Origin of the sequence: Pseudomonas edaphica, from assembly GCF_005863185.1 — a bacterium.
GTDB classification, from domain to species: Bacteria; Pseudomonadota; Gammaproteobacteria; order Pseudomonadales; family Pseudomonadaceae; genus Aquipseudomonas; species Aquipseudomonas edaphica.
Map to the genome: position 1 here is coordinate 1 of NZ_VBVZ01000018.1, position 23,731 is coordinate 23,731.

The following is a 23,731-nucleotide window of genomic DNA, read 5'->3' on the forward strand; positions in this document are numbered from 1 at the left end:
GGCAAGCCAGCTCCCACAAAAGCCAGCTCCCACTTGGTCCATTACATACTGCCTTCCACATCATCCAGGCTGAATGTCTCGGTATGGTCGTCATAGGAGAAAATCTCCGCATAACGCCCCCACGCCACCACGCTTTCCAGGGTTTTCTCCACAAAGGCTTCGGTCATCGAGTCTTCCAGCTCCTGCTCAAAACGCACCCGTGGCGCACGGTGCCCGCTGCGTTCAAGCAACACTTGATGAATCCGCGCGGCCAGAGGCACGTGTTTGATCAAGTGCTCGGCGAACAGGGTTTTGCGCTCTTGCGTGCCGTAGTCGGCGAACAGCTTGCCGGCCTCGGTGAGGGTGATGTCCGCGCCCTTGAGTTCAGCGAAACCCAAATGCTCGAGCATCTCGGCCACCGGGAACAGGTCATCGACTTCCAGCAAGCGCCGTTCGGCCACGGTCGGTAAGCCGGCGTGGCCGTTGTAAGGCTCGGCGGCCAGGGTTTCGATCAGGCCGGCCATCAGGTTGGTGGATACCTCCGGCAGCAGGCTGCCCATTTTCAGCTCGGGTATGCCACGGCTGGCATCGGCGCTGCGTCGGTCGGTCATCAGTGCGTAGATGTCGTCGACCATTTGCCGGAACGTAGGGTCCAGGCGGTTGCGCGGGTGCGCGAACGGCACCTTGATCTCGGCGACCACGCGGCCGGGGTTGGATGACAGCACCAGAATACGGTCGCACATCAGCACCGCTTCTTCGATGTTGTGGGTCACGATCAGGATCGACTTGATCGGCAGCTGTTTGCCGCTCCACAGGTCGAGCAAGTCAGTGCGCAACGTCTCGGCGGTGAGCACGTCAAGGGCCGAGAAGGGCTCGTCCATCAGCAACAGCGTCGGGTTGACCACCAGGCCACGGGCAAACCCCACGCGCTGGCGCATGCCGCCGGAGAGTTCGCGCGGGTAAGCGTTTTCAAACCCGTCGAGGCCGATCAAGTCGATGGCGGCCAAGGCGCGCCGGCGGGTTTCCTTGCGCTCGACTTGCAAGGCTTGCAGGCCGGCTTCGACGTTTTCCAGCACGGTAAGCCAGGGGAACAGGGCAAAGGTCTGGAACACCATGGCCACACCTTCGGCCGGGCCGTTGAGCGGCGCGCCGTTGTAGCGGACTTCGCCGGATGATGGCTGGATCAGCCCGGCGATGATGCGCAGCAAGGTGGATTTACCCGAGCCGGAACGGCCAAGCATGCCGACGATCTCACCCTCGTGCAGGCTCAGGTCGACGCCGCTGAGCACTTGCAGCTCGTCTTTACCTTTGCCGAACACCCGGTTGACGTTTTTCAGCGAGTAGATTTGCGGGGTATCGGCAGTGTTTTCGGTGTAGGTAGTCATCACGGCGAATCCCATCAATTCAGACGAAGTTTGTTTTCAGCGATGGCGTACATCGGCCGCCAGACTGCGCGGTTGAACGCCACCACGAAGATCGACATCACCACCACGCCCAGGGCAATTTTCGGGAAGTCGCCGGCCGCGGTGGTTTGCGCGATGTAGGCGCCCAGCCCATGGGCGACCACATTGTCCTGGCCCCAGGACACGTACTCGGACACGATGCTGGCGTTCCAGGCACCGCCCGAGGCGGTAATGGCGCCGGTGACGTAATAGGGGAAGATCCCCGGCAGCATCACCTTGCGCCACCACAGCCAGCCACGGATGCGGAAGTTGGCGGCGGCTTCCTTGAAGTCATTGGGGAAGGCACTGGCGCCGGCAATCACGTTGAACAGGATGTACCACTGGGTGCCCAGCACGATCAGCGGGCTCAGCCAGATATCCGGGTTGAGGTTGTAGTGCAGGATCACGATCACAAACACCGGGAACAGCAGGTTCGCCGGGAAAGCCGCGAGAAACTGTGCCAGCGGCTGGATTTTTTCCGCCAGTGCAGGGCGCAAGCCGATCATTACGCCTAAAGGCACCCAGATCAGCGAGGCGATCAGAATCAGCCCGGCCACGCGTAGCAAGGTGATCAGGCCCAGTACAAACACGTGGCCGACTTCGGCGAAGGTCACTTCGGTGCCGACGTATTGCACGATGTGGTACAGCGCATACGCGGCCAGCAACGCAATCAACGTGCCCCACACCCAGTCGATCACTTTTGACGCCGCCGGTGTTTCTGCCGGCAACGCCTTGAGCGCACCGCCCGCCAGGCTGAAGCGTTTGTTGCCGATCCGGCTGAAGGTGCGGGTAATAGGGCGCAGACTGCGTTGCACGATGCGCGTGCGCTGGATCAGGTTCAGCAGCCAGGATTGTGGCGCAGCGCCCTGGGACGCGGTGGTTTCCATGCGGAACTTGTCAGCCCAGGCCACCAACGGGCGGAACAGCAACTGGTCGTACAGCAGGATCACCACAATCATCGCCAAAATCACGTAACCCACGGCGTGCAGGTCTTTCTGGGCGATCGCCAAGGCCAGGTACGAACCTACGCCCGGCAGGGTGATGGTCTTGTCGCCGACGGTGATGGCTTCGGAGGCAACCACGAAGAACCAGCCGCCGGACATGCTCATCATCATGTTCCACACCAGCCCCGGCATGGCGAACGGCACATCGAGCTTCCAGAATTTCTGCCAGCCGGAAAGCCGCAGGTTGGTCGACACCTCTACCAAATCGTGGGGCAGCATGCGCAGCGACTGATAGAAGCTGAACGTCATGTTCCAGGCCTGGCTGGTGAAGATCGCAAAGATCGCCGCGAGCTCGGCGCCGAGCACGCGCCCAGGGAACAGCAGCAGAAAGAACGTCACCGTGAATGAGATGTAGCCGAGCACTGGCACCGATTGCAGGATATCGAGCACCGGCACCAGCAGCTTTTCAGCACGTCGGCTTTTGGCGGCCAGGGTGCCGTACAGCAGGGTAAAAACCAGCGCCGCGACCATGGCCGCGAGCATGCGCATCGTGGTGCGCATCGCGTATTCCGGCAGGTTGGCCGGGTCGAGGGAAATGACTTCACTCTGCAACGTGGCGATGGGCGCCCAGGTTTCCCGCGCGGTAAGGGAGAAAAACAGCAGAAAGCCGATCACCAGCGGCAGCGCGACCAGGTCCCAGCGGTTGGGCAGTAAGCGCAGGGTGGATGCCGGCAGGTAATCGCGGAACACTTTGTTCATAGGCATTCAGTCCTGCAGCGTTCAGGTTCAGGGGCGTAATGGGAGTGAGCTTAGCTGCTGCACGAATGCCCCACCGGGAGGGACGGGCGCTGTTTTCGTGAGTCAGGGGCAACGATGCATTGCTGGCGGGATTGTACGTTTCTGAATGTTACAAGCACATAAATTTGCTGTCAGTTTCCTGTACGAACTGCGGCTTGGGCACCGGTTTTGCCTGCGTTGATCAACCTTCAGGAAAAGACTGATTGAGCTGCCGACATAATTAGCTACCCACACATCCTGTATCCCGGGAACCGCTTTCAGATAAATGCCAATCAATGGGTCAGATCACTTGCCGCAGCAAGTCTCTGCCAACCCACAACTCAGCACTGTCTGGATTTGAGAAAGCACCCTATGAATAGCGTAAATACCCGGCCACAAACGAACTCCCCAACGGGCTACGAGGCGTCGCAATATTCGCAGCCCCTTCGTCAGAAAAACATGGCCGATACCTCAACGGGTGTCGACACACAGGGCGATGCTGCAGCTCCTCGGCCGCCCGTGACGGCAGAGCAACGCGGTCAGTTTTCGAGCCACAACACCCTCGTTAACCAGCCGCAATTGCATAAGGTCGGCCCACAGGCTGAGACCCTGGAGTTGTTGGGTAAAAATAACCAGCTCCTGATCGACTTCAAGGCGTTTATCACCGAGTGCCAGGAGAAAATCGTCAATCTTAAAAACGATATTGTCGAACTGCGTGAGCAACTGAGTGCTCCATGCAAAGACACCGACGAGGCCCCCGTAGAACTGCCTCAAACACCTCAAGAGTCGGTTAAGCAGGTTGTTCAAGACGCTCGGACAACTGAAGTTGCCCAGGATCAAGAGCTTGAGGAGGCGCTCAAGCTAAATACGCAGTTGCGCGATGATATCGGCGAGCTCATGCAGCAGATGAAAGAGGCCTTTGAAGCGTTGGGCAAGGAGCTTAAAAGTATGACTGAGCACGTCAAGACGATGACCAAACCTGAAACCCAGGCGCCAACGGCGCCAGCGGATAAGTCCATTATGACCACCAGCGATGAGCCGGCAGATCCGACCAACGAGTCACCCACGCAGGCACTGCCCACCGCTGATCAATTCAGGGTGGACAACGCTAATATCGAAGCGGGTATTGCTGAGATGAAGTCCTACTACAGCACACAAATTTCATTGCTTGAGGAACAGGTTCAAGTGTTGAAAAAGCACCTTGACGAGGCGAAGCAGTAAGGCTTGGCTTCACTTCGGCAAGCGTGGGTCTCCAGCGCCCACGCTTGGCCGACTCGCGTGCTTTATCCCTCAAACCGCAGGATCACCCGGCGGTTATGCTTGCTCTTCTTCTCGATTTTTTCGCAGAACACCCGGCCGATTTCTTCGGTATTGATCACGTGGGTGCCACCGCACGGCTGGATATCGATCCCGGCGATTTCTATTACCCGCACCGAGCCCTGGATGACCGGTGGCGCCACCGCCTGGGTGCGGGTGATCTGCAGCAGGGTCGAGTATTCCGAGGCGGGCATCGACAGGGTCTTCACGGCATGGGCTTGTTCGATCAAGGCATTAAGGTCGCGGGTGATGCTGTCCTTGTCGAGGGTCATTTCCGGTAAATCGAAATCCAGGCGGCCTTTGTCTGCGCTGATGCTGCAGCCGGTGACGGGCGCATCAATGATCGAGCACAGCAGGTGCAGGCAGGTGTGCATCTTCATGTGCTGGTAGCGCCGTTCCCAATCCAGGCCGGCATCCACCTGCACGCCCGCCGTCAATTGCTCGGGGCAGTGTTCAACCTGGTGCCAGATGATCGAGCGCAACACCGGGTCGCGCACGGTGCCGGTCACGTTGACCCGCGTGCCGTCGGCCAGGGTCAGGTGCCCGGTGTCGCCCGGTTGCCCACCGCCGGTGGGGTAGAACAGCGTGTGTTCCAGGGCAATGCCTTGTTCACTGACGGCAATCACCCGGGCGCTGAAGGCGTTCTGGTAGGGCGCGCTGTCAAACAGCGCCAGGGTTTCCATGGTATGCACGGACATGTTCAACCTCCGACGATCAGTGGGCTGGCTTGCAGCAGGTGACGCACCATTGCGCTCAAGCCAGGCGGGGAGAGCAGGGTGATCTCAAATTCGGGGCCACAGACTTTCAGGTTCAGCGGCAAGCGTGGCAGATGGTCGCCGGTATCCAGGCGACGCAGACGAAACTGCAAGTGATGGCGCTCCTTCACCGTGGGCTCCAGCAGCAGCCCCTGCAAAGGGTGAAAGTCGGCATCCAGCACCGTGACCTTGTGGCTGGCGCTGACTTCGCCAACCACGTGCAAACGCTCATCCAGCGCGAAAGCCCCCAGGTAATTGCTGTGATCCGATTCGGCATTCTTTTGTAATTGGATCTGGTTGACCACCTTGACCTTGGTGCCCGCCGGCACATCCTGGGTGATCACACACGAAGGGCTGATAAACACGTTGTCGCCAATCAGCACATAGCCCAGCACACGGGCGCCGGAGCCGACCTCGACGTTATTGCCCAGGCGCGGGTGGCGTTTGCCGTCCGGATTATTGGCAATGCCTCGGGCGCCGAGGGTCACGCCGCAGAGGATGTAGCAATCGTTACCGATCTCGCAGGTTTCGCCGATCACGGTGCCGAAGCCGTGATCCAGCACAAAGCGCCGGCCAATGCGGGCTGCGGGGTGGATTTCGGCGCCGGAGAGGATTTTGCCCTGGTTGCTGAGCTTGAGAGCCATGCGTGAAAACACACCGTTGGCCGGGTCGGGAAAATTCCACACCAAGTGTGCCAGCCGGTAGAACAGCACTGCCTTGAACGACGCGTAGGATTCCAGGATCAGTTCGCCACGCCCACGGGACGCCGGGTCGCGATAGGCATAGGCAATCAAGTCCTCTGCCACGGCCTGGGCGGCATTCTGGATCAATGGCGCCAAATGCGGCTCCAACTGCTTCATCTGCGCAGGCGTCAGGGTCTGGATGAGGTGAGTGAGCAACTCATCGTGCAGCTGTTGCATGTCGATAAAGCCCCCCATGGAGGCACCCCCACAGTCTGGATGGTTGAAAAACCGATTATTCGAAATTGGGCAGGTAGCTATCGGCATTGTCGTAGACCATGGTCAACACCACCGTTTCAGGCGGGAGTTCGGGAGCGAGTTGGGCAATGGCAACCATGTTGGCGGCCGAAGACAAACCCAAGCTGATGGCGTCGGTGCGCATGATGCGTTTCATCATGTCGAGGCACGCCAGGCGTGAGACCTTGAGCATGCCGTCCAGTACACCCACGTTAAGAATGCTCGGGATCAAGCCGATCGACAGGCCCTGAATATGGTGCGGCGCGTGCTGGTCCTTGAGCAGGTCGCACTCCTCCGGTTCCACACCCATGATGCGCATCGCGGGCCAGGCTGCCTTGAGGGTTTCGCCGATGCCGGTGATATGGCCACCGGTGCCGATGCCGCTGACGAAGTAGTCCACCCGCTGCTCGCCGAACGCGCGGAGGATTTCCGGTGCGGTGGTGTCGCGGTGAGTCTGCGGGTTGGCGCCATTACGCTGCTGGTTGAGCATCACGAAGTTGGGGTTTTCCAACTGCAGTTCCATGCACTTTTCGCCGTGGGAGTTGTTGCCCAGACGGCTGTCCGACAGCACCACCTTGGCGCCGTATAAACGCAGCAGTTTCTGTTTTTCGGGGCTGTAGTTGTCAGGGATCACCAGCACCACTTTGTAGCCCAGCACATTGCCGGCCATCACCAGGCCAATGCCGGTATTGCCGCCGCTGGGCTCGATGATGGTTTGCCCGCAGTTGCGAATCAGCACGCCTCGGCGTTCTGCGTCGAGGATCATGCCCAGGGCAATACGCGCCTTGTGGCTGCCGCCAGGGTTGAGGGATTCGAGCTTGGCGTAGACCTCGATGCCGAGGTCTTCGGAAAACTGCGCCAGGCGCACGATCGGCGTATGGCCGATCACGTCGAGAATAGAGTTATGCAACATCGCTCAGCCCCCGGATCAGTACAAAGGCATGTCGGGTTCGACGTCGCGAACCCAATGTTTCATGCCGCCCTGCAGGACTTTGGTATTGGCGAAGCCGGCGGCCAGCAGAGTGCTGGCCGCTTGCTCGGCGCGGGTTCCGGCGTAGCAGATCAGGTAATGGGTATTGTCGCGGCTGAGGCTGTCCAACTGCCCATCCAGTTCGGCCAGGGGGATATGCACCACGCCCGGCAATTTGCACACCTCCAGCTCGCTGGCGTCGCGCACATCCAGCAGCACGTCGGCGCTGCGTGGGTGTTCGAGCAGTTGCTTGAGCACGCGTGGTTTGATGTAGCGCTCCTCGGCCAACGCGGGCTGGCTCGGGAGGGCGTCCGCGCAAACGGCTGGCGCGACGCTTTCGCTGTGGCGCAGGTCTGAGCAGCATGGGCAGTCGGCACGGCGTTTGAAGCGTATCTCGCTGAACTTCATGGCCAGCGCGTCGAAGCGCATCAGGCGGCCCGACAGCGGTTCGCCGATGCCGATGAGTAATTTAATCGCTTCGGTGGCCTGGATCATCCCGACCACACCCGGCAGCACACCGATAACGCCCCCGGCGCTGCAATTGGGTGCCAACTCGGCCGGCGGTGCTGAAGGAAACAGGCAGCGGTAGCACGGCCCGCCTTTGTAGTTGAGCACGCTGATCTGCCCATCGAAGCGGTAGATGGCGCCGTACACCAACGGCTTGCCCAGTTGCACGCAGGCATCGTTGACCAGGTAGCGGGTGTCGAAGTTGTCAGTGCCGTCGATCACCAGGTCATAAGCGCCGACCAGCTCCAACGCATTGTCGGCGTTGAGTGCAGTGTCGTGGGCATTGATCTGGATATGGCTGTTGAGGTCTTGCAGCCGCCGCTTGGCCGACTCGACCTTGGGCATGCCCAGGGTGCTGTTGCCATGCACGATCTGGCGTTGCAGGTTGCTGCTCTCGACCACATCGAAATCCACCAGGCCCAGGGTGCCGATGCCGGCTGCCGCGAGGTACAGGCTGATGGGCGAACCCAGGCCGCCGGTGCCGATGATCAATACCTTGGCTTTTTTCAGGTTCAACTGGCCTTCCCTGCCGACGCCGGGCAGGGTGATGTGGCGTACGTAGCGCTGCACTTCTTCGTTGCTCAGTTGCTCCACGTCCATGCCACCGGAGGTGGCCAGCAGCACTTCGATCCTGGCTTTTTTCGGCAACTGCTCATCGGCGCCGATCAGTTCTTCCTCGGCGGTGAACAGGAAGTGTTCCTTGAGCTGGTTGTTCTTTTCATGAAACAGGTGCGTGCGCAGTTGTGGGTGGCTGCTGCAGAGGTTTTCAATGACTTCGCGCAATGTCGATCCAGTGCCCTCAAGGGTCGATTCCGGCAGCTTGGCCACGCGAACCAGAATATCGGGGAAAGAGACAGCGTTCATGGACAACTCCGTGTGCAGGTCGTTGAAGGGTTTAAGGGCGAATTGCTTGCCATCCCAGGCAAACAGCTTTGAGCCCAGGGCCTGGCCCTGGCGCACGTCCACCACCAGGTAGCTGACGGGGTGGATCGGCTCACCCAGGAACAGTGCCTTGTCCTGGTCTTCATCACTGAAATAGGCGCCGACGTCCGGGTGGGAGTGGTAGATCACCACCACCGGGTTGTCGCTGCGAAACGCCTTGTTCATCAGCAGGGTGTCGGCCACCGAAAAGGTATAGCCATTGGCCGCGCTGCGCGGGTACATCTCGGGGTTCTTGTGGTGCAGCTCATTCTGGATATTGTTGCCCAGGTACACACTGCCATCGGCGAAGACAAAACCGCAGCATTCTTCCGGGTAGCTGCGGCTGGCATGGGCATAGATCTGTTCTAGAGCGGTGGGGCGGAGGACTTCCATGTTTCTCTCGCGTTGTTGTAGTTGTGGTTTAAGGGTCAATTTTTCTTGGCCAGGAGTTTTTCAACTGGCAACTTGGTGATCGCAAAGCCGGCCAGCAGGATGGCCGAGTACAGCATCAGGTCACGGGAAATTTCCACGCCCTCGTACCAGGCGCCGATGATCACCGCGAACACCGGGAAGATGATGAACACGAATGACAAAATGATCGGGCTCAAACGTTTGAGCAACATGAAGTACACGATAAACCCGCCCACCGACGCGACCAATCCCAAGTAGAACAAGGCACTCCATGAACGCAGGGTGATGTTTTCGAACGTCGGTGTTTCAAACCACAGGCCGGCCACGAACAGCATCAACCCGGCGATGCCGATGGGCAATGTGTTGTAGGTAATCACGCTGATGGCGCTGCCTTTCTGTTTGGTAATGACGTAGCACAAGGCATGCATGATCGCGGCGGTCAGAATTGCCAGCACGCCGAAGAATTCGGCGTGGTCCAGGTGCAGGCCCTGGCTCTTGATGATCATGTAGAGGCTGCCGAAACCGATGCCGATGCCGACCACCTGGGAAAAGTAGATGCGCTCGCGCAAAAACAGCGCGGAAAAAATCAGGATGAACACCGGCATGCAGCTGAACAGCAGCGCGGTGAGGCCGGACGACACATGCATCTCGCCGTAGTTGAGCAAGTAATAGGGAACGCTGAAGTACGACAGGGTCACAAATACGAAGAACCAGCGGCTTTCGCGCGGGAACAGGATCGGCTCGCGGCGCACCAGGGCAAAACACAGGAACAGCGGGAATGCGATCAGAAAGCGCAGCCCGGCGGACGTCAGCGGCGGCACGCTTTCGACGGCGATCTTGATGCCCAGCCAGGTGGTGCCCCAACTCAGGCACACGATGAGAAACATCACGCTGGTGACCAGACCGGCCAACCACTGTTTCTGATTTTTTGTTTTTGTAGTGTTTTCAAGAACGGCGGACATTGGCATCGTTTATTGCTTCCCTGAGCCGGAATTGAACTCTATATTGACTGTGTATTAAGTTGTTTCATCCGGTGATTGAACCCGTAAAAGCACACTATTAGGGCGAATGATGGCTGTCAAAACAAATATTGACATGGTGTCAATTATGCGTGAGGGGTTGTCCAGCGGTCAGGGCGTCAAGTACAAACGCCTGTCCGATGTGATGGAGCGGGGCATCCTTGAAGGCTTGATTGAGCCGGGGCGCAAACTGCCGCCCCATCGGGTTCTTTCCGATAACCTTGGCGTGACCATCGGCACCATCAGCCGAGCCTACGGCGAGCTGGAACGCCTGGGGTTAGTGGTGGCGCGTGTCGGTGACGGCACTTTCGTGCGCAAGCGTGGGATGGAGCGCCAGCGTGATGAAGGCTTTCGCAACGTCAGCGAAGAGCCACGCCAGTACTTCGATATGAGCCGCAACATGCACATTCCCGGGCAAGAGACGGTGTTTCTGGCCCAGAGCTTCCAAACCTTGTCGACCAACGCCAAATTCCTCCAGGACATCAGCGCCTATACGCCGGATGCCGGTTTGCCGCGCTACCGCGAGGCCGGTGCGCAATGGCTGGTGCAGCGCGATTTTCATCCGATTCCCGAGCAGGTCATCTGCGTCAACGGCGGCCAGCATGGCCTGCTCTGCGCCATGATGGCGTTGCTGCGGGCGGGGGATACGGTGGTCACTGAGCAACTGACTTACCCAGGGCTTATCACCGCCGCACGTATGCTCGGTGTACGGCTGATCGGCCTGGAGATGGATGACGAAGGCGTGCTGCCGGGTGCGCTGGATGAAGTCTGTCGTAATCACCGGGTTTCGGCGCTGTACTGCACCCCGACGATCCAGAACCCGACCACGGCCGTGCTGTCGGTCGCACGCCGGGAAGCGCTGGCCAAGGTGTGCCGCGAGCATAATCTGTTGATTCTGGAAGACGAAGCCCACGGCGTGTTGGTGGAAGATCGCCCGCCACCGCTGAGCTTTTTCGCGCCCGAGCGTACGATTTTGATCAGCAGCCTGAGCAAGGCGGTGTCTGCCGGGCTGCGGGTGGGGTATGTGCATGCGCCACCGGCATTGGTCAGCCGGATTTCGGCGGCCTTGCGCTCGACCTGCTGGATGGCTACGCCGGTGACGCTGGAGCTGGCGACGCAATGGATCGAAAACGGCACGGCGGAATACCTGCTGCGCCAGCAAATCAACGAGATCAGCCGGCGCAAGGCTCTGGTGCGTGATCTGCTGGTGGGGCTGGAATACCGCACTCACCTCAACAGCCCGCACTTCTGGATTGAAGTGCCGGAGCCCTGGCGTGCGTCGGAAATCGAGGCGGAGCTCAAGCAGAATAATTACCTGATCGCCACCGCTGAGGCATTTGCCGTAGGGCAGACGGCGGTGCCGCAGTTTATTCGGGCGAGTATTTGTAATACGTCAGGCGATGATCAGTTGCTGCGTGAGGGCTTTGATGCGCTGGCCACCGCGCTGGGGCAGGGCGGTGACAGGTTTCAGCTGTAGGCAGGTTTACCGCGTTATCGTTCATCGCAGGCAAGCCAGCTCCCACATTTGGAATGCATTCCCCTGTGGGAGCTGGCTTGCTGGGGCCAGTTCAGATCTCCACCAGAATCTCCCCCATTTGGAATGCATTCCCTTGTGGGAGCTGGCTTGCCTGCGATGGGGGCCGTGCAGGCACCCACTATTTGAAGCGGCGCTCCACACCTTTTTCCACCAGAATCTTCGCCGAAATCTCTTCCACCGAAAAATGCGTGGAATTGATGTGCGCAATATTCTCGCGACGGAATAGATTTTCCACTTCGCGCACCTCGAACTCGCACTGGGCATAGCTGGAGTAGCGGCTGTTGGGCTTGCGCTCGTTGCGGATGGCGGTAAGACGGTCCGGGTCGATGGTGAGGCCGAACAGCTTGTGCGAATGCGCACGCAGGGCGGCAGGCAGCGTCAGGTGCTCCATGTCGTCTTCGGTGAGCGGGTAGTTGGCTGCGCGGATACCGAATTGCATGGCCATGTACAGGCAGGTCGGGGTTTTGCCGCACCGAGACACGCCCACCAGGATCAAGTCAGCCTTGTCATAGTAGTGGGTGCGGGCGCCGTCATCGTTGTCGAGGGCGAAGTTCACCGCCTCGATACGCTCCATATAGTTGGAGTTGTGGCCAATGGAATGGGACTTGCCCACGGAGTAGGAGGAATGTTCACTCAGCTCCTGTTCCAATGGCGCCAGGAACGTAGAGAAGATGTCGATCATGAAACCATTGGAGGTTGCCAGGATCTCACGAATGTCTTGATTGACGATGGTGTCGAAAATGATCGGGCGAAAACCGTCTTTTTCAGCCGCCAGATTGATTTGTTGTACCATGGCCCGCGCTTTATCCACGCTGTCTATATAAGGCCGCGTGAATTTGGCGAAGGTAATGTTTTCGAACTGCGCGAGCAGGCTCTGACCCAATGTTTCGGCTGTGATGCCGGTGCCGTCGGAGATAAAGAAAGCAGATCGTTTCATTTGAGCCCTGGGCCTTAAGCTGATGGCGAATCTTGGATATGATAGGCGCGATTTTGCCGTCCCGCAGTGGGCCGCATTCTCACTTATTTTCCAGGTCCAGGCCACAAGCGCTGGCGTTTGCTCCTACTGAGCCGCCGGCGTCCTGAGCTTTTCCAACACAGAAAGTGGAGAGATCACCTTGGTAGAGTACGTAGTTTCCCTCGATAAGCTCGGCGTCCATGATGTAGAGCATGTGGGGGGCAAGAACGCATCCCTCGGCGAGATGATCAGTAATCTTGCAGGCGCTGGTGTGTCGGTGCCCGGTGGTTTCGCCACCACGGCCCAGGCTTACCGCGATTTCCTCGAGCTGAGCGGCCTCAACGCCCAGATCCACGCCGCGCTGGACGCCCTGGACGTCGATGACGTCAATGCCCTGGCGAAAACCGGCAGCCAGATCCGCCAATGGATCATGGACGCCGAGTTCCCCGAGAAGCTCAACGAAGAAATCCGTACCGCCTTCGCAGTACTGTCGGCCGGCAACCCGGACATGGCAGTTGCCGTGCGCTCCTCGGCCACCGCCGAAGACTTGCCGGACGCCTCTTTTGCTGGCCAGCAGGAAACTTTCCTGAACATCCGCGGCGTTGAAAACGTGATCCGCGCCGCCAAGGAAGTGTTTGCCTCGCTGTTCAATGACCGCGCTATTTCCTACCGCGTACACCAGGGTTTCGACCACAAGCTGGTGGCCTTGTCTGCCGGTGTGCAGCGCATGGTGCGTTCGGAAACCGGCACCGCCGGCGTGATGTTCACCCTGGACACCGAATCCGGTTTCCGTGACGTGGTGTTTATCACCGGCGCCTACGGCCTGGGCGAAACCGTCGTACAAGGCGCGGTTAACCCGGACGAGTTCTACGTCCACAAACACACCCTTGAGGCCGGCCGCCCGGCCATCTTGCGCCGCAACCTGGGCAGCAAGGCCATCAAGATGATCTACGGCGACGAGGCCAAGGCCGGTCGCTCGGTGAAAACCGTTGAAGTCGACAAGGCCGAACGCGCGCGTTTCTGCCTGACCGACGCTGAAGTCAGCGAACTGGCCAAACAAGCGATGATCATCGAAAAGCACTACAAGTGCCCGATGGACATCGAGTGGGCCAAGGACGGTGACGACGGCAAGCTGTACATCGTGCAAGCGCGTCCGGAAACCGTGAAAAGCCGCACTCCGGCCAACGTGATGGAACGCTACCTGTTGAAAGAAACCGGCACTGTGCTGGTGGAAGGCCGTGCCATCGGCCAGCGCATCGGCGCCGGCAAAGTGCGGATCATCAAGGACGTGTCTGAAATGGACAAAGTCCAGCCCGGTGACGTGCTGGTCTCCGACATGACCGACCCGGACTGGGAACCAGTGATGAAGCGCGCCAGCGCCATCGTCACCAACCGTGGCGGGCGTACCTGCCACGCGGCGATCATTGCCCGTGAGTTGGGGATTCCCGCAGTCGTCGGTTGCGGCAACGCCACCCAACTGTTGAAAGACGGCCAGGGTGTGACCGTGTCCTGTGCCGAAGGCGACACTGGCTTCATCTTTGAAGGTGAACTGGGCTTCGATATCAAGCAAAACTCCATCGATGCGATGCCGGACCTGCCGTTCAAGATCATGATGAACGTCGGCAACCCCGACCGTGCGTTCGATTTCGCGCAGTTGCCGAACGCCGGTGTGGGCTTGGCCCGCCTCGAGTTCATCATCAACCGCATGATCGGCGTACACCCTAAGGCGCTGTTGAATTACGACGGCCTGCCGCTGGAAATCAAGGAAAGCGTCGACAAGCGCATCGCCGGCTACAACGATCCAGTGGGTTTCTACGTCGAGAAGCTGGTGGAAGGCATCAGCACCCTGGCGGCGGCGTTCTACCCGAAAAAGGTCATCGTGCGCCTGTCGGACTTCAAGTCCAACGAGTACGCCAACCTGATCGGCGGCAAGCTCTACGAGCCCGAAGAAGAAAACCCGATGCTGGGCTTTCGTGGCGCTTCGCGTTACATCAGCGAAGCCTTCCGTGACTGCTTCGAACTCGAATGCCGTGCCCTCAAGCGCGTGCGCAACGAGATGGGCCTGACCAACGTCGAGATCATGGTGCCGTTTGTACGGACCCTGGGCGAAGCGAGCCAAGTCGTCGACCTGCTGGCTGAAAACGGCTTGTCCCGCGGCGAGAATGGCCTGCGCGTGATCATGATGTGCGAACTGCCGTCCAACGCCATCCTGGCCGAGGAGTTCCTGGAGTTCTTCGACGGCTTCTCCATCGGGTCCAACGACCTGACCCAGTTGACCCTGGGCCTGGACCGTGACTCGGGGATCATCGCGCACCTGTTTGATGAGCGTAACCCTGCGGTCAAGAAGCTGCTGGCCAACGCCATTCAGGCCTGCAACAAGGCCGGCAAGTACATCGGTATCTGCGGCCAAGGCCCTTCCGACCACCCGGACCTGGCCAAATGGCTGATGGAGCAGGGTATCGAAAGCGTCTCGCTGAACCCCGACTCCGTGCTGGAAACCTGGTTCTTCCTGGCGGAAGGCCAAGCGTCCGCTTAAGGACGTGACGTCAAAAGTGCCGGTCACCCAGCCTGGGTGACCGGCATTCTTATCTGTACAGGGCGGAATTCCATCCGGACGCCGCCCTTTTTTGTGCAAGAGCATTATGCAAAGCAGCAGCAACCTATTTCCCGTCGCCTTGATCAGCGCTGAACGTCGTGGCGACCTGAGTGAAGATGTGTACCGCCTCAAACCCGGCAACAGCCCCGACGGCACCGTTGAGCTGGCTGTGACCCGTTTGGGCCTGGCAGATGTCCCGGAAAACCGGGGCGCGCCGGTAATTTTATTGCACGGCAGTTTTTCCAATCGGCGCTTCTGGTATTCGCCCAAAGGTATCGGCCTGGGCGCTTACCTGGCGCGTCAGGGGTTTGATGTGTGGATCCCGGAAATGCGCGGCCATGGCCTGTCCAAGCGCAATCAGGATTACGCCAGAAACCGCGTCGCCGATTATGCGCGTTACGATTTGCCGGCGATCGGCGCGTTTGTCCGTGAGCAAAGCGCACAAATCCCGCACTGGATCGGCCACTCCCTGGGCGGCACTGCCTTGGCAGCGGCTTTGGGCGGTCAGCACCTTGGCGCGCCAGCCGTGGCGTCGGTAGCCCTGTTTGGCTGCCAGGTCAGCCGCACCCACTGGCCGTTGAAGATTCCGCCGCTGGAGTGGAGCGGCCGTTTGCTCTTGAAACGCTTTGGTGAAGTATCCGGTGTACGGCTCAAACGCGGCCCCGAGGACGAGCCGGCGGGCGTGATGATCGAAGCCATGCGCTGGAACGGCCTGTTCGGTCGTTTTGGCGATGGCAAGCAGGACTGGTGGAAAGGCCTGGCCGATGTCGACGTGCCGCTGCTGGCGGTCAGCGCTGCTGGCGATCAACAGGACCCGGACTGGGCTTGTCGCAAGTTGTTCGAACAAGTTGGCTCTGAACACCGCCAATACCTGTGCCTGGGGCGCAAGCAAGGCTTCAGCGGGGATTTCGGGCACGTCGAGATGCTGGTCAGCAAGGCCGCGCAGGCCGAAGTGTGGCCGTTGATGGCGCAATGGCTGAAAGATCCACTGACACCTTTATTCGCAGCAGAGCCCCAAGTAGCTGCAACGGTTTAGCATAACCGCTCTGCCAAGGGCGTTTCACTCCAGAGAGGTTGCGGCTAAGATATGACGCGTCAAACGCTTCTGGTCATATTCAGTCGCGCAGTCGCTATTGCGTTGCGATGGCGTGGGTCTGATCATGGCCGCCGCTGAGGGGTGAGCGCTTAAACTTCAGCCGTTGTGACGCGTTTTTCTGATGTACACCGTGGGATGTTCGACCTCTTCCTTGATGACAGGAGTTTCCCGATGATTCATTACGTGACGCCCGATCTGTGCGACGCCTACCCGGAGCTGGTGCAGGTAGTTGAGCCGATGTTCAGTAATTTCGGTGGCCGAGACTCCTTTGGCGGTGAAATCGTCACCATCAAGTGCTTCGAAGACAATTCGCTGGTCAAGGAACAGGCCGACCAACCAGGCGCCGGCAAAGTGCTGGTGGTCGATGGCGGCGGTTCCCTGCGTCGCGCGCTGCTGGGCGACATGATCGCCGAGAAAGCTGCAAAAAATGGTTGGGAAGGGTTGGTGATCTACGGTTGTGTGCGTGATGTCGACGTCCTCGCCCAGACAGACCTGGGTGTGCAGGCGTTGGCGCCTCACCCCATGAAGACCGACAAGCGCGGCATTGGCGACCTGAACGTGGTGGTGACGTTTGCCGGCGTGACATTCCGCCCTGGTGAGTACGTCTACGCCGACAATAATGGCGTGATCGTTTCGCCAAGCCCGCTGAAAATGCCTGAATAAACCGCAGTAGCCGAAAGGGGTGAGGATGTTCGAGGAAGAAAACGCGCAATGGGGGCTGGTGCATGCCCTGGTGCTGGACGGTAAAGGCGGTGCGCGTTCGATTGCCCGGACTGAGCTCGATGATTTGCAGCTGCAGCCCCAGGAAAGCCTGTGGCTGCATTGGGATCGCAGCCATCCACAAACCCAGACCTGGTTGCGTAAATCCAGCGGTTTGAGCGAATTTGCCTGCGACTTGTTGCTGGAGGAAAACACCCGACCGCGCCTGTTGCCGCTGCCGGACAGCGAATTGCTGTTGTTTCTGCGCGGAGTCAACCTCAACCCTGGCGCCGAGCCGGAAGACATGGTCTCGGTGCGTATTTTCGCGGCAGCCAGTCGCGTGATTTCCCTGCGCTTGCGCCCATTGCGGGCTACCGATGAGCTGCTGGTGCAACTGGCTGAGGGCAAAGGGCCAAAAACCGCCTCTGAACTCATCCTTTATATGGCGCAGTACCTGACCAATAAAGTGCAGGATCTGGTCACCGACCTGTCCGAAGTCGTCGATTTAGAGGAAGAAAAACTCGATGCCGACGAACGGTATACCCCGGAGCATGGCAACGTCTTGCAGATCCGTCGACGGGCTGCCGGATTGAAGCGTTTCCTGGCGCCGCAGCGGGATATTTTTGCGCAGCTGACGCGGATCAAATTACCGTGGTTTTGTGATGACGATGCTGACTACTGGAACGAATTGAACAACAGCCTGACCCGCTACCTGGAAGAGCTCGAACTGACCCGGGAGCGCGTGGTGCTGGTACTTGAGGCTGAAGACCGGCGCTTGAGCGTACGCATGAATCGCACCATGTACCGCTTCGGGATCATCACCGGGATCTTCCTGCCGATGAGTTTTCTGACCGGTTTGCTGGGTATAAATGTGGGCGGGATTCCGTTCTCTGCCAGCCCCTATGGATTCGTGATTGCCTGCTTGTTGATGGTCTCGGTAGCACTGGGGCAATGGTGGCTATTTCGACGATTGCGCTGGGTTTGACCTGAATATGACCTGAACACAGGCAGGGGCACATGTGACCCAAAGAATTTAACCCTCGTCTTTTAACTCACTTGCGAGAGGTCTTTATGCACGATCCGTTCGAACAGTCTTTGCGTGACATGCTCAATGCGTCGCCATCCAACCGTGATGACGATGCATGCCTGGGCCGCGTGTTGAAAACCGCCAACCGTCAGGTAGGGGCGGGTGACCTGTTCGGTCTGCTGGGTCGTTGGTTGCCGGCGTTGATGATGGCCCTGAACAATGGTTCGGCCCACGTATCGCCGGTTTCGCGTCGTAAACCTCTTGCTCGCACTGCTGATAAGGCTGATTGAATATGGAACTTGATCTCTGGACCCAGAGCCTGGTCACCGCGATGACCGCATTGTGGACCAAGGTGGCGAATTTCATTCCCAACCTGTTTGGTGCTCTGGTTTTGGTGTTGCTGGGCTTTGTCGTGGCCAAGTTGCTCGACACCCTGCTGTCCAAATTGCTCGCAAAATTGGGGCTGGATCGCTTGATGGCGGGCACCGGCCTGACCAAGCTGCTGGGCCGTGCAGGGCTGCAAGTGCCGATCTCAACCCTCATCGGTAAGATCGTTTATTGGTTCGTTCTGCTTATTTTTCTGGTTTCTGCGGCTCAATCCCTTGGACTTGAGCGAGTTTCAGCTACGCTCGACATGCTGGCGCTGTATTTGCCGAAGGTTTTCGGCGGCGCGCTGGTGTTGCTGGTAGGTGTTTTACTGGCGCAACTGGCCAACGGGCTGGTGCGCGGTGCTGCTGAAGGCGTGGGGTTGGACTATGCTGCGGGCCTGGGGCGAATTGCCCAGGGGCTGGTGATCATCATCAGTATTTCCGTCGCGATCAGCCAGCTGGAGGTCAAAACTGACCTTCTAAACCACGTGATTGTGATTGTTTTGATTACCGTTGGTCTGGCAGTTGCGCTGGCCATGGGTTTGGGAAGCCGGGAAATTGCCGGTCAGATTCTTGCGGGAATCTATGTGCGTGAGCTGTATCAGGTTGGGCAACAGGTGCGTGTGGGCGAGGTCGAAGGGCAAATCGAGGAGATCGGCACGGTCAAGACGACGGTGCTGACCGATGACGGTGAGCTGGTATCGCTGTCCAATCGGATTCTCCTCGAGCAGCAGGTCAGTAGCCGCTAACCCGGCAAATCCTGCTAATGTACGCCGCCGCAAACCCGGGAGACCGGGCTGTAGCGGACATTGACCTGACTGTCGGCACGACTTGTTTTGAATAAAGCCCAAACGCTGTCCACGCGCTATGACCCCCGTGAGCTCTCTGATGAGGAGTTGGTCGCGCGCTCGCACACGGAGCTGTTTCACGTAACACGCGCGTACGAAGAATTGATGCGCAGGTATCAACGCACTCTGTTCAACGTTTGTTCAAGGTATTTAGGGAACGATAGAGATGCGGATGATGTCTGTCAGGAAGTGATGCTCAAGGTGCTGTACGGCCTGAAGAACTTCGAGGGCAAATCGAAGTTCAAGACATGGCTCTATAGCATCACGTACAACGAGTGCATCACGCAGTATCGTAAGGAACGGCGAAAGCGTCGCTTGATGGACGCTTTAAGTCTGGACCCCCTTGAGGAAGCGTCTGAAGAAAAGGCGCCGGTACCCGAGGAAAAGGCCGGACTTGATCGCTGGTTGGTGCATGTGAATCCGATTGACCGGGAAATTCTGGTGCTACGATTTGTCGCAGAGCTGGAGTTTCAGGAAATTGCTGACATCATGCACATGGGTTTGAGTGCTACAAAAATGCGTTACAAGCGTGCTCTTGATAAATTACGTGAGAAATTTGCGGGCGAGACTGAAACTTAGTGCGTGGCAAATATCTCTTACGTGTAGGCAAGTTCTGTTAGACTTGTCGCCGAGTTGTCCCCCGGTTTGTGGGACTGCTTTACAATCACCAGATGGGGATTTAACGGATGAAACTGAAAAACACCTTGGGCTTTGCCATTGGTTCTATTATTGCCGCTACTTCTTTCGGCGCACTGGCACAAGGCCAAGGCGCAGTTGAAGGCGAGCTGTTCTACAAGAAGCAGTACAACGATAGCGTTAAGCACATCGAAGACGGCTTCAACCCAGGCGCTCGCATTGGTTACTTCCTGACCGACGACCTGTCGTTGAACCTGTCCTACGACAAAACCAACCACACCCGTTCGAACGACGGTACTGGCAGCCAGAAGATCGGTGGCGACACTAGCAGCCTGACTGCTCAGTACCACTTCGGCCAGGCTGGCGTTGACAGCCTGCGTCCATACGTAGAAGGCGGTTTCGGCCACCAAAGCCGTGGCAACGTCAAAGCTGACGGCCACAGCGGTCGCGACCAGTCCACCCTGGCTATCGCCGGCGCTGGCGTGAAGTACTACTTCACCAACAACGTGTACGCTCGTGCCGGTGTTGAAGCTGACTACGCACTGGACAACGGCAAGTGGGACTACTCCGCACTGGTCGGCCTGGGTGTGAACTTCGGCGGTAACGCTGGCGCAGCTGCTCCAGCTCCTACCCCAGCACCAGCTCCAGAGCCAACTCCAGAGCCAGAAGCTCCAGTTGCTCAGGTTGTTCGTGTTGAGCTGGACGTTAAGTTCGACTTCGACAAGTCGGTTGTTAAGCCTAACAGCTACGGCGACGTGAAAAACCTGGCCGACTTCATGGCTCAGTACCCAGCTACCAACGTAGAAGTTGCTGGTCACACTGACTCCATCGGTCCAGACGCTTACAACCAGAAGCTGTCCCAGCGTCGTGCTGACGCTGTTAAGCAAGTCCTGGTTAAAGACGGCGTTGCTCCTAGCCGCATCACCGCGGTAGGTTACGGCGAATCCCGCCCAGTTGCTGACAACGCAACTGAAGCTGGTCGCGCTGTTAACCGTCGCGTAGAAGCGTCGGTTGAAGCTCAAGCTCAGTAATTACTGAGTGGTAGAAAAAAGCCCGGCTTAGGCCGGGCTTTTTTTTGCCTGAAATTTACCTCAGGCGCTGGCTGACACAGTAATAGAGGCGGCTTGCCCTGCGCCAGCAACACTGCCGATCACCAGGATTGCAGGGCTTTTCAGAGCAAATACCTGTGCATCGGTATGCATGTGCGCCAGAGTGCTGCGGCACTCGCGTTGCTGAGGCAATGATGCGTTCTCGATCATCGCCACCGGCGTATCCGCTGCCATTGCGCCCTCCAGCAATTGCTGACGAATCTCCTCCAGCTTCGCCACGCCCATATACACCACCAATGTCGTACCGCCCTCGGCCAAGGCACGCCAGTTCAGGCTGCTGTCGTCCTGGGTATGCGCCGTGACCAGCGTCACACCGCGGCTGACCCCGCGCAGCGTCAGGGGAATATCGCAGTTCGTTGCACCTGCCAGGCCCGCGGTAATCCCGTTGACCAATTCCACCTCAACCCCGCGTTCACGCAACCACAGCGCTTCTTCGCCGCCCCGGCCGAAAATACACGGGTCGCCGCCCTTAAGTCGCACCACGCATTTGCCTTGGCGCGCATAGCGCAGCATCAGGCGGTGGATAAAATCCTGGGGTGTCGAACGGCAGCCGCCGCGCTTGCCCACGGTTATCACCCGAGCGTCCGGGCAGTGCTCCAGCACCCTCGGGTTGACCAAATCATCGATCAGCACCACATCGGCTGCGTGCAGGGCGCGTACCGCCTTGAGGGTTAACAACTCCGGATCACCGGGGCCTGCGCCTACCAGCCAGACTTTTGCGCTCATGTTTATCCCCTCACACACTGATTGCGATTGGCAGCGACGTGCTGGCCAAAAGACGTTTGATTTCCGGTACACAAGAGCCGCACTGCGTGCCGCAGCCCAGTTCCTGCTTAAGCCCGGCCAGGTCCAGGCCACGGCCGATACCGGCGCATACCGCGCTTTCACTGACGTTCTTGCAGTTGCACAAAATTTTACTGCTGGCTGCCGCGCCGCCCGGTGGTGCACTGAGCGGCGCAAGTAACCAGCGCCGTAGTTGATCGTCGGCACGGCCTTCCAACCACAAACTCTGCAACCAATGCCGTGCCAGGGTTTCGCCGGCCAGGCGCAGCGCGGTGATGCGGCCTTTTTCGATTTTTACCCGCTTGCCAATCGAACGCCGCGGATCGTCATAGGCCATGACCGGGCCGTCATTGAGGCCCAGCAGTTCGTCGATACGGGTTAACAGTTGCAAGTCGGGCGCCTCGGTATGGGCTGCGCGCACCAGAAGAGCCGGCCGTTCACGCCCGGCCAGGCTCAAGCTGACGTAGGCAAAGCCCTCACACAGCGGGCGTAGGGCGTCAAAGTGTTGCTGCACATTTCCCTCGATCAGCGCGAACAGCTGCCACGGCAGTTGCACTGGCTCCAGGCGCACGCCGCTGTGTTTGAGTTCGGGCTGTTTCGACAAGGGGTCGAACGCCGGCTGGGTAAGGGCATTAACACCGCCCTTGAGAAAGCGATCACCCCAATGCATCGGCAGGAATGCCTGGCCCGGGCGCACGCTGTCATCGCTGCTGACGGCGATAATCACGCTGCCACGACGGCTTTTCAGGCTGACCAGATCGCCCTCTTTGAAACGGTGCCGACGCAGCTCATCCGGGTGCAGGCTCAGCAGTGCTTCATTGACGTGCCCGAACAACTGCGCGGCTGTGCCGGTGCGGCTCATGCCGTGCCATTGATCGCGCAGGCGCCCGGTGATCAGGGTCAGTGGGAAGCGCGCGTCACGTTGTTCTTTGGCGGCGCGGTAAGGGTCGGCGATAAAGTGCGCGCGGCCGCTGTCTGTCGGGAACACACCCTCGGTGTACAGGCGCGGCGTGCCCGCTTGTGCGCCCGCGGGAAATGGCCATTGCTGCGGGCCGAGCTGATCGAGCAGGGCATGGCTGATTCCCGACAGGTCAAGGTCGCGGTTACGGGTCAACATCTTGTACTCATCAAAGATCTGCGCCGGTTGCTCGAAGGCGAACAAACTCGGCAACCCCGGACGCAAGCGTTGCTCAAGGCGCTGTGCGAAATCCACGGTAATCGCCCAGTCCGGCCGTGCTTCCCCGGGTGGGTCGATGGCGCGGCGTACGTGGGAAATCCGCCGTTCGGAATTGGTCACCGTGCCTTCTTTCTCGCCCCAACTGGCGGCGGGTAACAGCAGGTCGGCGTAGGCGGCGGTTTCGGTGGTGCGAAAAGCCTCCTGCAACACCACGAACGGGCAGGCCGCTAATGCCGCACGCACGCTGTTCTGGTCCGGCAAGGATTGCGCGGGGTTGGTACAGGCAATCCACACGGCCTTGATCTTGCCGGCCTGGATCTGTTCGAACAGTTCGATAGCCGTAAGCCCGGTAGGCGCCGGCAACGATTCAACGCCCCAATAGGCCGCGACTTCAGCCCTGTGCTCAGGGTTGGCCGCCTCGCGATGCCCCGGCAGCAGGTTCGACAAACTGCCGGTTTCGCGTCCGCCCATGGCATTTGGCTGGCCGGTCAGGGAAAACGGCCCGCAACCCGGCCGACCAATGGTGCCGGTGGCCAGGTGCAGGTTGATCAGCGCACTGTTTTTGGCGCTGCCGGCGGTGGACTGGTTGAGCCCCATGCACCACAGCGAGAGAAAACTGCCGGAGGTGCCGACCCACTCTGCACACACGCGCAACTGCTCGACGCTGATGCCGCACAACTGCGTGACCATCTGCGGCGTGTAGTCATGCACCAGTCGTTTCAACTCGAGCAACCCATCGGTATGCGCCTGGATAAAGTCGCGGTCGATCCAGTCTTCCCACAGCAACAGGTGCAAGATCCCATGGAACAGCGCCACATCGGTGCCCGGCAGGATCGCCAGGTGCAGGTCGGCCAAATCGCAAGTGTCTGTGCGCCGTGGGT

General features: G+C 59.1%; 20 protein-coding genes. 10 read left to right on the forward strand and 10 right to left on the reverse strand.

Translation table 11 applies throughout. The annotated features are described in order from the left end of the window. Positions 1 to 41: 41 nt before the first annotated feature. Both FEM54_RS02335 and FEM54_RS02340 read right to left on the reverse strand, forming a co-directional pair. Complete coding sequence (locus FEM54_RS02335; RefSeq protein ID WP_138449325.1) at positions 42 to 1,364, reverse strand: ABC transporter ATP-binding protein; 1,323 nt, start codon at positions 1,362 to 1,364, stop codon at positions 42 to 44. A gap of 14 nt (positions 1,365 to 1,378) precedes the next feature. Then, positions 1,379 to 3,124, reverse strand: a complete 1,746-nt coding sequence (locus FEM54_RS02340) for an ABC transporter permease (protein ID WP_099548794.1) — start codon at positions 3,122 to 3,124, stop codon at positions 1,379 to 1,381. A gap of 390 nt (positions 3,125 to 3,514) precedes the next feature. Between FEM54_RS02340 and FEM54_RS02345 the strand changes: the two genes are divergently transcribed. Continuing rightward, positions 3,515 to 4,363, forward strand: coding sequence for a hypothetical protein (locus FEM54_RS02345; RefSeq protein ID WP_138449327.1), 849 nt, complete (start codon positions 3,515 to 3,517; stop codon positions 4,361 to 4,363). A gap of 62 nt (positions 4,364 to 4,425) precedes the next feature. Here the strand turns inward: FEM54_RS02345 and FEM54_RS02350 are convergent, their stop codons facing one another. From FEM54_RS02350 to FEM54_RS02370, 5 genes are read right to left on the reverse strand one after another with little or no spacing between them, the layout of a single operon-like run. Further along, on the reverse strand, positions 4,426 to 5,157 hold the full coding sequence (locus FEM54_RS02350; protein WP_017134750.1) for an alanyl-tRNA editing protein: 732 nt from the start codon (positions 5,155 to 5,157) through the stop codon (positions 4,426 to 4,428). A gap of 2 nt (positions 5,158 to 5,159) precedes the next feature. Then, positions 5,160 to 6,152: a serine O-acetyltransferase gene (locus tag FEM54_RS02355; protein ID WP_017134751.1), complete on the reverse strand. Its 993-nt coding sequence runs from the start codon at positions 6,150 to 6,152 to the stop codon at positions 5,160 to 5,162. Positions 6,153 to 6,189: 37 nt separating this feature from the next. Beyond that, positions 6,190 to 7,104 (reverse strand): PLP-dependent cysteine synthase family protein, encoded by a 915-nt coding sequence (locus tag FEM54_RS02360; RefSeq protein ID WP_017134752.1) that lies wholly within the window; start codon positions 7,102 to 7,104, stop codon positions 6,190 to 6,192. Between the two features lie 15 nt (positions 7,105 to 7,119). Further along, positions 7,120 to 8,982, reverse strand: a complete 1,863-nt coding sequence (moeB, locus tag FEM54_RS02365) for a molybdopterin-synthase adenylyltransferase MoeB (RefSeq protein WP_138449329.1) — start codon at positions 8,980 to 8,982, stop codon at positions 7,120 to 7,122. Positions 8,983 to 9,017: 35 nt separating this feature from the next. Next, positions 9,018 to 9,911, reverse strand: a complete 894-nt coding sequence (locus tag FEM54_RS02370) for a DMT family transporter (protein ID WP_017134754.1) — start codon at positions 9,909 to 9,911, stop codon at positions 9,018 to 9,020. Positions 9,912 to 10,071: 160 nt separating this feature from the next. Between FEM54_RS02370 and FEM54_RS02375 the strand changes: the two genes are divergently transcribed. Continuing rightward, positions 10,072 to 11,496 carry an aminotransferase-like domain-containing protein gene (locus FEM54_RS02375; protein ID WP_099548997.1) on the forward strand — a complete coding sequence of 475 codons (1,425 nt, stop codon included), beginning with the start codon at positions 10,072 to 10,074 and terminating at the stop codon, positions 11,494 to 11,496. Between the two features lie 178 nt (positions 11,497 to 11,674). Here the strand turns inward: FEM54_RS02375 and ppsR are convergent, their stop codons facing one another. Beyond that, complete coding sequence (gene ppsR, locus FEM54_RS02380; protein ID WP_003193298.1) at positions 11,675 to 12,493, reverse strand: posphoenolpyruvate synthetase regulatory kinase/phosphorylase PpsR; 819 nt, start codon at positions 12,491 to 12,493, stop codon at positions 11,675 to 11,677. Between the two features lie 178 nt (positions 12,494 to 12,671). Here ppsR and ppsA point away from each other — a divergent pair, with 178 nt between their 5' ends. From ppsA to FEM54_RS02420, 8 genes are all read left to right on the forward strand, one after another. Beyond that, complete coding sequence (gene ppsA / locus FEM54_RS02385; protein WP_138449331.1) at positions 12,672 to 15,047, forward strand: phosphoenolpyruvate synthase; 2,376 nt, start codon at positions 12,672 to 12,674, stop codon at positions 15,045 to 15,047. A 106-nt stretch (positions 15,048 to 15,153) separates the two neighbouring features. Continuing rightward, positions 15,154 to 16,143, forward strand: coding sequence for an alpha/beta fold hydrolase (locus tag FEM54_RS02390; RefSeq protein ID WP_138449333.1), 990 nt, complete (start codon positions 15,154 to 15,156; stop codon positions 16,141 to 16,143). 234 nt (positions 16,144 to 16,377) lie between these two features. After that, positions 16,378 to 16,866, forward strand: coding sequence for a ribonuclease E activity regulator RraA (gene rraA, locus FEM54_RS02395; protein ID WP_169985266.1), 489 nt, complete (start codon positions 16,378 to 16,380; stop codon positions 16,864 to 16,866). A 25-nt stretch (positions 16,867 to 16,891) separates the two neighbouring features. Then, entirely contained in the window at positions 16,892 to 17,887 is a 996-nt protein-coding gene (locus tag FEM54_RS02400) for a zinc transporter ZntB (RefSeq protein WP_138449336.1), read from the forward strand. An 86-nt stretch (positions 17,888 to 17,973) separates the two neighbouring features. Next, entirely contained in the window at positions 17,974 to 18,219 is a 246-nt protein-coding gene (locus FEM54_RS02405; RefSeq protein ID WP_005790375.1) for a hypothetical protein, read from the forward strand. Between the two features lie 2 nt (positions 18,220 to 18,221). Then, positions 18,222 to 19,046 (forward strand): mechanosensitive ion channel family protein, encoded by an 825-nt coding sequence (locus FEM54_RS02410; protein ID WP_003193288.1) that lies wholly within the window; start codon positions 18,222 to 18,224, stop codon positions 19,044 to 19,046. 87 nt (positions 19,047 to 19,133) lie between these two features. Then, a complete protein-coding gene (sigX, locus tag FEM54_RS02415) occupies positions 19,134 to 19,724 on the forward strand; it encodes an RNA polymerase sigma factor SigX (protein ID WP_017134760.1) in 591 nt (196 codons plus the stop codon). A 107-nt stretch (positions 19,725 to 19,831) separates the two neighbouring features. Beyond that, a complete protein-coding gene (locus FEM54_RS02420; protein ID WP_017134761.1) occupies positions 19,832 to 20,812 on the forward strand; it encodes an OmpA family protein in 981 nt (326 codons plus the stop codon). 60 nt (positions 20,813 to 20,872) lie between these two features. Here FEM54_RS02420 and cobA read toward each other — a convergent pair whose 3' ends face one another. Both cobA and FEM54_RS02430 read right to left on the reverse strand, forming a co-directional pair. Next, positions 20,873 to 21,616: a uroporphyrinogen-III C-methyltransferase gene (gene cobA / locus FEM54_RS02425; protein WP_099548799.1), complete on the reverse strand. Its 744-nt coding sequence runs from the start codon at positions 21,614 to 21,616 to the stop codon at positions 20,873 to 20,875. A gap of 10 nt (positions 21,617 to 21,626) precedes the next feature. Beyond that, positions 21,627 to 23,731, reverse strand: a 2,105-nt coding sequence (locus FEM54_RS02430) for a nitrate reductase (protein ID WP_138449338.1), incomplete at its 5' end; no start/stop codon positions are given.

Excerpts from the sequence above, each read along its gene's own strand:
- FEM54_RS02335 (WP_138449325.1), bottom strand. The coding sequence starts at position 1,364 with ATGACTACCTACACCGAAAACACTGCCGATACCCCGCAAATCTACTCG.
- FEM54_RS02340 (WP_099548794.1), bottom strand. The coding sequence starts at position 3,124 with ATGAACAAAGTGTTCCGCGATTACCTGCCGGCATCCACCCTGCGCTTA.
- FEM54_RS02345 (WP_138449327.1), top strand. The coding sequence starts at position 3,515 with ATGAATAGCGTAAATACCCGGCCACAAACGAACTCCCCAACGGGCTAC.
- FEM54_RS02350 (WP_017134750.1), bottom strand. The coding sequence starts at position 5,157 with ATGTCCGTGCATACCATGGAAACCCTGGCGCTGTTTGACAGCGCGCCC.
- FEM54_RS02355 (WP_017134751.1), bottom strand. The coding sequence starts at position 6,152 with ATGGGGGGCTTTATCGACATGCAACAGCTGCACGATGAGTTGCTCACT.
- FEM54_RS02360 (WP_017134752.1), bottom strand. The coding sequence starts at position 7,104 with ATGTTGCATAACTCTATTCTCGACGTGATCGGCCATACGCCGATCGTG.
- moeB (WP_138449329.1), bottom strand. The coding sequence starts at position 8,982 with ATGGAAGTCCTCCGCCCCACCGCTCTAGAACAGATCTATGCCCATGCC.
- FEM54_RS02375 (WP_099548997.1), top strand. The coding sequence starts at position 10,072 with ATGGCTGTCAAAACAAATATTGACATGGTGTCAATTATGCGTGAGGGG.
- ppsR (WP_003193298.1), bottom strand. The coding sequence starts at position 12,493 with ATGAAACGATCTGCTTTCTTTATCTCCGACGGCACCGGCATCACAGCC.
- FEM54_RS02390 (WP_138449333.1), top strand. The coding sequence starts at position 15,154 with ATGCAAAGCAGCAGCAACCTATTTCCCGTCGCCTTGATCAGCGCTGAA.
- FEM54_RS02400 (WP_138449336.1), top strand. The coding sequence starts at position 16,892 with ATGTTCGAGGAAGAAAACGCGCAATGGGGGCTGGTGCATGCCCTGGTG.
- FEM54_RS02405 (WP_005790375.1), top strand. The coding sequence starts at position 17,974 with ATGCACGATCCGTTCGAACAGTCTTTGCGTGACATGCTCAATGCGTCG.
- FEM54_RS02410 (WP_003193288.1), top strand. The coding sequence starts at position 18,222 with ATGGAACTTGATCTCTGGACCCAGAGCCTGGTCACCGCGATGACCGCA.
- FEM54_RS02420 (WP_017134761.1), top strand. The coding sequence starts at position 19,832 with ATGAAACTGAAAAACACCTTGGGCTTTGCCATTGGTTCTATTATTGCC.
- cobA (WP_099548799.1), bottom strand. The coding sequence starts at position 21,616 with ATGAGCGCAAAAGTCTGGCTGGTAGGCGCAGGCCCCGGTGATCCGGAG.